This window comes from Phenylobacterium sp., assembly GCF_031425575.1.
Lineage (GTDB): Bacteria > Pseudomonadota > Alphaproteobacteria > Caulobacterales > Caulobacteraceae > Phenylobacterium.
This window is the reverse complement of record NZ_JANPJP010000063.1, coordinates 1-2,583: the sequence shown is the minus strand read 5'-3', so window position 1 is coordinate 2,583 and position 2,583 is coordinate 1. Positions and strand designations below refer to the sequence as shown.

1 protein-coding gene and 1 pseudogene are annotated in these 2,583 nt (G+C 66.6%); one reads left to right on the top strand and one right to left on the bottom strand.

Annotated features, from left to right (window positions below; all coding sequences use genetic code 11):
* Positions 1–192: pseudogene (locus RMO97_RS03785) on the bottom strand (hypothetical protein); the annotation flags it as partial.
* A gap of 168 nt (positions 193–360) precedes the next feature.
* On the opposite strand from RMO97_RS03785, the gene RMO97_RS03780 reads away from it, so the two are divergent.
* The gene (locus RMO97_RS03780; RefSeq protein ID WP_310539210.1) at positions 361–2,436 is read left to right on the top strand and encodes a PQQ-dependent dehydrogenase, methanol/ethanol family; all 2,076 of its coding nucleotides are present in this window, start codon (positions 361–363) and stop codon (positions 2,434–2,436) included.
* The last annotated feature ends 147 nt before the right edge of the window (positions 2,437–2,583 follow it).

The following is a 2,583-nucleotide window of genomic DNA, read 5'->3' as shown; positions in this document are numbered from 1 at the left end:
CGGGAACTGGCCGATGTAGGTGGAAAAGCCGAAGTGGCTGACCGACCATGTGACCTTGCTGTGGCCGGCGTCGAGGCGATAGGCGCCGGCTTTCACGGCGGCGGGCGCCTGGGTCATCTGGGCCTGGGCGGCGGGGGTGATGAGGACGGCGAGGGCGAGGCCAAGGGCGGCGGTCTTGCGGGTGGGGCGCACGGGGAAACCTTTCGGGCTGGGGAACCACGACATAGCACTGCAGCGGCGCGAGAGAATGTCCGACCCCGGTGCCAGTCTATTGCCGGCCAGGAAAGAAGACACGCCGCTCGCCTTCCCCTTCGACCTCTGCAAAGGTCGGTAAAAGACCGATCCGGGGGGATTTGCAGCATGAACAGACTTTGGCGATGGATCCTGGCGATCGGCTGTGCGCTGGCCGTAGCGGCCTGCGAGAAACCCGGTGTCGACGCCAAGCGCATCGAGGCCGCCGCGGTCGGCGAGTGGCTCTCGTACGGTCGCAGCTATGACGAACAGCGCTTCTCGCCCCTAGACAAGGTAAACCGCGAAACCGTGGCCCGTCTGGGTGTGGCCTGGTGGGCCGAGTTTGACACGGACCGTGGCCAGGAGGCGACGCCACTGGTGGCGGACGGCGTGCTCTACACCACCACCGCCTGGTCCAAAGTCTATGCCTTCGACGCCGCGACCGGAAAGCCGCTGTGGTCCTATGACCCAAAGGTCCCGGGCGAGAAGGGCGCCGACGCCTGTTGCGACGTGGTCAACCGCGGCGCGGCGATCTGGAAGGGCCGCATCTACGTCGGAACTCTCGACGGGCGCCTGATCGCGCTGGACGCCAAAAGCGGCGAGGTCGCCTGGGACGTTCAGACCACCGACAAGACCCGGGCCTACACCATCACCGGCGCGCCCCGGGTCATCAAGGGCAAGGTGTTGATCGGCAACGGAGGCGCCGAATATGGCGTGCGGGGCTACGTCAGCGCCTACGACGCCGACAGCGGCAAACTTGCGTGGCGCTTTTATACGACGCCCAACCCCAAAGGTCTTCCGGACGGCGCCGCCTCGGACAAGGTGTTCCGCGAGAAGGCCGCAGCCACCTGGTCTGACGGGGTCTGGAAAGAAAGCGGCGGCGGCGGCACCGTCTGGGACGCGATCACCTATGATCCCCAGACCGGGCTCGTCTATATCGGCGTCGGCAACGGCACGCCCTGGAACCACAAGCTGCGGTCGGGCGGCAAGGGCGACAATCTCTTCCTGGCCTCCATCGTCGCTTTGAAGCCCGAGACCGGCGAGTACGTCTGGCACTACCAGACCACACCCGGCGAAAGCTGGGACTACACAGCCACCCAGCACATCATGGTCGCGGACCTGAAAATCGCCGGGATCGACCGTCGGGTGGTCATGCAGGCCCCCAAGAACGGCTTCTTCTACGTTCTTGACGCCAAGACCGGGGCGCTGATTTCCGCCGAGAAGTTCGTACCGGTGGACTGGGCCGAACGCATCGATCTGAAGACCGGGCGACCTGTGGAAGTCGCCTCGGCACGCTACGAGAATGGCCAACGCTCGAACCAGATGGTCGGTCCGCTGGGGGGTCACAACTGGCACCCGATGGCCTTCAGCCCGAAGACCGGCCTGGTCTACATTCCAGCTCAGCATGGTCGGGGAAACTATGCCGACCCGGCCGATTTCCGCTACGTGCCCGGCGGCTACAACACCGGCATGCGCCCCAACCCCGCCGGACCCTCGGCAAAGCCGCGTCCGCCGGCCGCGCCCGAGCCCAGAAATGGCGAGCTCCTCGCCTGGGATCCTGTGACGCAGACAAAGCGCTGGAGCGTCGACTTCCCGCACATGGTCACCAGCGGGATCCTGGCGACAGACGGCGGACTGGTGTTCCACAGCGCCATGAACCGCTTTGCCGGATATGACGCCGCCAGCGGACAGCGGCTCTGGAGCTACGACATCGGCGCCAGCGCCATCGCCCCGGCGTCCACCTATGAGATCGCCGGCGAACAGTATCTGGCCCTGATGGTCGGCCGGGGCGGCGCAGGGGGCTACGACGCGCCACGCCAACCCGGCCGGTTGCTGGTCTTCAAGCTGGGCGGGACCGGGAAGCCGCCACCCTATGCGGTTCCGGCGCAACTTCCACCCCTCGACCTGAAGCTTGCGACACCTTCAGCCGGCGACGCAGATCGCGGTGGGACCCTCTACGGCGCCTATTGCGGACGTTGCCATAACAACACGCCCTATTTCGTGGCCCTGGCGCGTTCGCCGTCCATTCTGGACCCGGAGGGGTTCAAGGCGATCGTGCTCGACGGCGCCATGAAGGCTGCCGGCATGGCGTCGTTCCGCCGGTTTATCGATGACGCGGAAACCGAGGACGTGCGCGCCTACCTGCTCTGGCGGGCAAAGACCACGCCCCCGCCGAAACCCGTTGAGGCAGCCCACGCGCAGTAGGCGCGACTAAGCGAAATCCCGGCTCAGTTCGGCGCGGCTGGCCGGAGAGAGGGCGGCCAGGTGCCCGTAGTGGTCGTGGCCGCAGCCGACCAGGATCTGGGTGGCCGGGTCGCGGAAGACGGCGATGTGCTCCGCGCTCAGCGGGAA

Coding starts and splice junctions, on each gene's coding strand:
- RMO97_RS03780 (WP_310539210.1), top strand. CDS start 361: ATGAACAGACTTTGGCGATGGATCCTGGCGATCGGCTGTGCGCTGGCC.